The 6404-nt window shown below is 37.8% G+C and carries 4 protein-coding genes; 3 read left to right on the top strand and 1 reads right to left on the bottom strand.

Going from position 1 to position 6404, the window contains the following annotated elements:
* Window positions 1-686 precede the first annotated feature (686 nt).
* Window positions 687-3164 (top strand): EAL domain-containing protein, encoded by a 2478-nt coding sequence (locus tag ACGEDC_RS21285; RefSeq protein ID WP_394495661.1) that lies wholly within the window; start codon window positions 687-689, stop codon window positions 3162-3164.
* Window positions 3165-3580: 416 nt separating this feature from the next.
* Here the strand turns inward: ACGEDC_RS21285 and ACGEDC_RS21280 are convergent, their stop codons facing one another.
* Window positions 3581-3850 (bottom strand): hypothetical protein, encoded by a 270-nt coding sequence (locus ACGEDC_RS21280; protein WP_055026307.1) that lies wholly within the window; start codon window positions 3848-3850, stop codon window positions 3581-3583.
* Window positions 3851-4077: 227 nt separating this feature from the next.
* On the opposite strand from ACGEDC_RS21280, the gene ACGEDC_RS21275 reads away from it, so the two are divergent.
* Window positions 4078-5565, top strand: coding sequence for an ATP-binding protein (locus ACGEDC_RS21275; protein ID WP_065107778.1), 1488 nt, complete (start codon window positions 4078-4080; stop codon window positions 5563-5565).
* Between the two features lie 6 nt (window positions 5566-5571).
* Window positions 5572-6267, top strand: coding sequence for a response regulator (locus ACGEDC_RS21270; protein WP_055026305.1), 696 nt, complete (start codon window positions 5572-5574; stop codon window positions 6265-6267).
* Window positions 6268-6404: the final 137 nt, after the last annotated feature.

Raw genomic sequence — 6404 nt, 5'->3', positions numbered from 1 at the left:
ACGTAACGGGCTTCTTGTGTGTGTAATTTAAGATATACATGTTCAGAAACGAAGCTGAAGCTTTAGTTTAGACACATCAACTGCTGATAGTGTGATTGATATGCCCATGTGAAAAAAGCTCATTGCTAAGCGCCTAATTTCTCTTTTAAGAGAGCTGATAGCCCGTTACTCACGTAACGGGCTTTTTTGTGTCTGCAATTTAAGATAAACAGGTTCAGGAACGAAGCTAAAGCTCAATTTTAGACTCATCAATTGCTGATAGTGTGATTGATATGCGCATGCACAAATAGACCATCGTTAAGTGCATAAGTTTTCTTAATAATAAGTGACATAAACATGATTTTTAACGCTATTTGCTTTTTAATAAGATGAATTAAAATCTTGTGCTTAAGGTATGATCATGAATGTTTAGGATAATTTCATTACATTCATTATAAGATTGGGTCGCTTTATTATTTATAACATGTTCGTTTAGGTCTTTTTTGCTGATACCTCCGCAGCACAAAAGCGTAAATAGATAGGTAGTTGTAAGTTTTGTGCAGCACTTTTGTTGCGCGTGTTTTATTTTGTTTGGGCACAATAATGATCTGGTTAGCATATACTGAATTAGGTTATTCAAATTTTGAATTTGGGGTTATATACTTTGCGAATTGATGACTACCACTTGGTAGGGATTAGCTAATATAATGCATAAATTAACAGAAGCTGCAGTGAATCGCTGGCAGCAAACTATCGATCTAGCAGCCAAAGCATTACATTCATCTGTATATGTCGTTTCTGTTGATGAACAAAGCCTATTAATCACATCTGAACATCAGATTGAATTACCTTGTGATTCAGTTTCTGAGTTTACCCATTTAGTGGTTAAAGAATGCAAAAGTCTTATCAAAGATTTTAATATTTCAACGTCACCGCTTAACGTAATCCATTCCGATTTTTGTCACCAAGACAAACGTTATAAGCTCTATAGTCTTCCTGTGTATTTTGGTAATGACAGAGAGGGTCAAGTCATTTCATTTATATGCTCAGTGTGTGAGTTAACCCATGATTCACAACAAGTTGATGCGACTTTGCTTATGGCTGCCCAAAGTTTGTCGTTTCAATGTGAATTTGATGAAAATGTCCATTTAAACGGGATTAATTTACAGAATTTTATTAACGCTTTTGAAGAACATATCTGGATTAAGGACCTCTCTGGTCAATATGCTGTTTGTAATCAAAGTGTGGATATAGCTTGGAATAAATCACATTCTGAAATTATTGGCCAATATGATCACGATTTATTTGATTCTGATACGGCTGACTCCTTTGTTCAAGGTGATAGGCAAGCTGAAATAGAAGGAAAGCCAGTTGTTGTCGGAGAATGCGAACGGGTTGATGAAAATAACAAGCGACATTGGTTAGAAACCACAAAAGCGCCGCTCTATGACAGCCAAGATAAGCTGGTCGGTATTATTGGTATTACACGTAACATTGCTCGACATAAAGAAACCCAAACGCAACTGTTATTAGCTGAAAGTGTATTTGAAAACACTGTTGAAGGCGTCTTAGTCACAGATCGCGACGGCAATATCACTGAGGTGAATGCAGCATTCAGTAAAATAACTGGCTATGAGCGTAGTGAAGCATTGGGTCAAAATCCAAGAATTTTAAATTCAGGCAAACACGATTCACTATTCTTTTCAAAAATGTGGAATACCTTACTTGTAAAAGGTAAGTGGCATGGTGAAATTTGGAACCGACGTAAGTCAGGCGAAATCTTCCCTCAGTCAGTCACCATTAATGCGATTTACAGTCAAGAAGATAAAATTAATTACTTTGTCGCAGTGTTTGCTGACATTTCGACTCAAAAGCGTAATGAAGAAAAACTCGCTAATCTTTCTTATTACGATACTTTGACGCAATTGCCTAACCGGTTATTGTTTAGGTCAATTCTACAAAAGCGGGTTGAAAAAGCATTACATCAGCAAACACAATTAGCAGTCGTATTTTTTGATATTGATTTCTTTAAACATATCAATGACAGCTTAGGGCATGACGTTGGGGATAAATTATTAATCGAAGTAGGCGAAAGGTTATCTCAACTTAGTGGTGAGCATTGTATTGTGGCTCGACTTAGTAGTGATGAGTTTGTGCTTCTACTGACTGATATTCATCAACATGAATTAATTTTACGTAAGATTAATAAATTAAAATCTATGATCGAACAACCTTTTAAGTTCGATGATAGGCCGCTTATAAGAGTTACGCTAAGTATGGGCGTGTCAGTATTCCCAAATGACACATTAAACTTTGAACAGCTATTACAAAATACAGATACAGCGTTACACATTGCTAAACAAAATGGACGTAACAATGTCACTTTTTATGATTCAACTATGACGCTCAATTCTGTTGAACATTTAAAAATTCAAAGTGCGCTGCACGAAGCTATTCAAGAGAATCAATTTCATCTTGTTTATCAGCCAAAACTATCTCTGCTTGATAGTAAACTTGTCGGTTTAGAATCATTGATCCGTTGGCAACACCCAGAGCATGGTGTCATTTCACCAGCTGAGTTTATCCCGATTGCTGAGAAAACTGGATTAATTCATCAAATCGGTTTAATGGTATTAACGATGGCTTGTAAGCAAGGTAAAACCTGGCTTAAAGCAGGTTATCAATTTGGTCATTTAGCGGTAAATGTAGCGAGTTTGCAGTTTCAACGTTCAAGTTTTATTGACGATGTTGAAAAAGTGCTTGCTGACACAGGCTTTCCTGCTAATCGACTTGAACTAGAAATCACAGAAAGTTGTATGATGTATGAGCCTGAGAAAGTCATTAACGATCTAAAGCGATTAGGAAATATGGGGATTCAGTTATCTGTTGATGACTTTGGAACCGGATATTCATCATTAAGTTATTTAAAAAAATTGCCGATCAATGTACTAAAGATTGATCAATCGTTTGTCGCGGATATTCCAGATGACAGTAACAATACTGCGATTGCTAAAGCGATAGTTGCGATGGGGCATGCATTAAAACTGACCGTTATCGCTGAAGGTGTGGAAACGAAAGAACAAGCTGCTTTCTTGTTAGAAAATGGATGCGACCAAGCACAAGGTTACTTTTTCAGTAAGCCACAATTACCAGCAACCCTGACCCCAATACTGCCCCAAATGTAATGGAGTCTTGCATCGGTGTCATCTTCGCATTATTAGCCACTAATACCATGCTGTCATTCTATTATTCTGACTGCTTTTTGTCAGTTAGGCATGAATAAATCTGAGTCTAGCTGACTAATCTGCCTTAAAATATCAACAAAAACCGTGGCTAAGTCTTGATATGATAAGTTACTTACATGTGGCTTTAATCCTTCTATAGACATTCTAAGACCACTTTGTTGAGCAATATTTAGTAAAGTAAGCATTTCTGAGATTGATGTTTGCTCAACCTCAGAAAGGAGTTAACCGCAGCATGAATATGATCATCTGTTATATCTAGTATGTGTAATTGATGCGTTAGCCGCCTATGGTCATCAGTCTTATTCCATTGATTGACTTTAACATTCGTGCCAGATAAACAGACTTCAAATTGCATGTTAACCTCTATTTCCTTTAGAGCGGCCACGTTGTGGATGATTATCAGGCACTGCAACCAATTCATCATCCATTAGCTGGCACGTTGCTTCCACTTCATCTCCGTCTGGGGTTGTAATGGTGACGACATCGGCTTCATTTTTGTCCTCGCAGATGTCATACGCTTCTTGTGGCGGTTTACGCATTTGACGTTCAGCCGCTTCAGTCATCAAGCCGGATGAGAAGCACAAAACCAGACTCAATACGGTAAAGCTTTTAAGTGTTTTAATCATTTGAGTTCCTTATTGCCTTAAATTGATAAACACAGTAACAATCAAGTATGTAGAAAATGTGCAGATTTTATGGAGTTTTAAAGGTTTGGTAGTGGGATTTGTGTAAGCTATATATACTGTTGAACTGTTTCCTAATTTATCCGTTAATTTATCAAGTTATGTGCTTGATTCAAAATGTAGATGCAATCATTTAGGGTAATTTTATAGAGCTTGTTGGGTTTGGTTTCATGAAGATATCTCAAAAACTTTTTTTAGCATTCATTGGGCTGACCAGTATTGTTCTTATCGCAACCTTATCACTTGCGAGGTGGAGTTTTGATCAAGGCTTTGTTAATTACATTCATTCCTTAGAAGAAGAGCGATTACATACATTATCCAATTCTTTTTCTTCTTTATATGGTCAATCAGGCCAAAGTTGGGATAACGTCTCTGTACAACAATTAAATACCTTGTTAAGAGTGTTTTCTGCAGACCCATTAAAGTTAGTTACCAATGGTGACAGGAAATTACCTCCTAGACCTCTTTTCGTTGATGCTATCAAAGGCGTTGATTCGGGTCCTGAAGAAAGAGTAAGGCGTGGGCCACCACCACATTTACGAGATGCTAGAAAAGCAGGGCCGCCCAGAAGACTAGGCCCACCAACATCAATATATAATCCAGCGGGTGAGCGTTTAGCTGGTGATGCATTTGACGATATTGATGGCAGCATCAGCATGCCTGTTTTATATAACGATGAGGTCGTTGCCACGTTATACAGTAACCCTATTTTTGAAGTAAATAGTATTTCGGCTAAGGCGTTTGCGAAGCAGCAATTATGGACCAGCATTTGGATAGGTCTACTTTGTTTATCGTTAGCCATTATTATTTCATGGCTATTGGCACGGGTGTTACTTATGCCTGTAAGAGAAGTTGTAAAAGGGATATCTCATTTATCTAAGGGGAATTACTCAGAACGCTTTAATTTAGACCGCCAAGACGAACTGGGGCTGCTAATGAATGATATTGATCACCTTGCTGTGACTTTAGAAAATACACGAAGTGCCAAAAATCGTTGGTTTGCCGATATCTCACATGAACTGCGAACGCCATTGAGCATTCTTTGTGGTGAAATCGACGCTATAAAAGCTGGCATCCGACCTTTTAATCAACAGCAACTGACTTCACTAGAGCAGGAAGTGATGCGAATTAAGCATTTGGTTGACGACTTATATCAGCTTTCTTTATCTGATGTTGGCGGCTTAAAGTATCAGTTTGAGTCTCTTAATATTACCCAATGTATTAATGAAACATTACTATCACTAGAAGATAAGATCAGTGAAAAAGACATCGCAGTGAGTTTTACCGCAGATGAGCCCATTTTTATCACTGGTGATGCGATGAGGCTTCGGCAATTGTTAGCCAATGTGATTTTAAACTCAGTTGCCTACACTGATAGCCCTGGGCGCCTATCTATAGACCTCATTACTGAGAAAGAACGTCTATTGATTGTATTTAATGACACAAAACCGTCTGTCGATGCATCAGAGTGCGAACTTTTATTTGACCCTCTACATCGGCAAGATAGCTCACGAGTTAGGCGAAATAATGGTGCAGGTCTAGGTTTAACGATTAGCAGAAATATTGTTGAGGCTCATGACGGGCTGATTAGCGCAAGACCATCTAATTTAGGTGGCCTATGTATTGAAATTGTTCTACCTTTGCAAAAAGAGTCATAAAAAATAATGAGTACAGATTACCCTAATATGAAAGTGTTAATTGTTGAAGATGAACAAAAAATTGCGCAAGTACTCGTTGATTTCCTTGAGTTAGAAGGCTTCGAGACTCAGGTGTTAAATGATGGGCTTCACGCTGTCGAAACCATTAAAAATGGCAATATTGATTTTGTTATTTTAGATCTCATGTTGCCTCATAAAGATGGTTTAACGATCTGCAAAGAAGTACGCCAATTCTCATCTATTCCTTTATTAATGCTCACGGCAAGAGTAGATGAGATTGATCGCCTTATCGGATTAGAGGTTGGCGCTGACGATTATGTATGTAAGCCGTTTTCAGCCAGAGAAGTCGTTGCCAGAGTCAAAACTATTTTACGTCGGATAGATGTTGAACCTAAAATTAGTGAAGATGAAATTGCTTATAAACATATTTTAATCAATATCCAGCGCTTTAAGTGTTTTGTTTCGAGTGTCGAAGTGGAGTTAACCCCTGTCGAGTTTCGACTACTGCAAACCATGTTAAAACGTCCTGGGGTAGTTCATAGCCGTGATAGTTTAATGCAAGTTTGTTATGTCGATGACCGCGTAGTGAGTTCTCGTACCATTGATAGCCACATTAAAAACCTAAGAGCCAAACTAACAATGCACCAAACTCAAATTGACTTACTTCATTCAATTTATGGTGTGGGTTACAAAATAGAATAAGCCCCTTTGAAAACAATTTCATATTCTCAGCTTGTTTACTCGCTCCTAGCGCTTGTTTTGTTTAGAATAGCCAACAATATTTATTATTCCCTTTAGCCATTGCTATATTGGGATACGTTGACTGAGGCGGACTGTTT

This window comes from Shewanella sp. ENK2, assembly GCF_043568515.1.
GTDB classification, from domain to species: domain Bacteria; phylum Pseudomonadota; class Gammaproteobacteria; order Enterobacterales; family Shewanellaceae; genus Shewanella; species Shewanella japonica.
This window is presented reverse-complemented; position numbering and strand designations above follow the sequence as displayed.

What these genes read in the sequence shown, in the direction of transcription:
- ACGEDC_RS21285 (WP_394495661.1), top strand. Translation starts at nt 687, where the DNA reads ATGCATAAATTAACAGAAGCTGCAGTGAATCGCTGGCAGCAAACTATC.
- ACGEDC_RS21275 (WP_065107778.1), top strand. Translation starts at nt 4,078, where the DNA reads ATGAAGATATCTCAAAAACTTTTTTTAGCATTCATTGGGCTGACCAGT.
- ACGEDC_RS21280 (WP_055026307.1), bottom strand. Translation starts at nt 3,850, where the DNA reads ATGATTAAAACACTTAAAAGCTTTACCGTATTGAGTCTGGTTTTGTGC.
- ACGEDC_RS21270 (WP_055026305.1), top strand. Translation starts at nt 5,572, where the DNA reads ATGAGTACAGATTACCCTAATATGAAAGTGTTAATTGTTGAAGATGAA.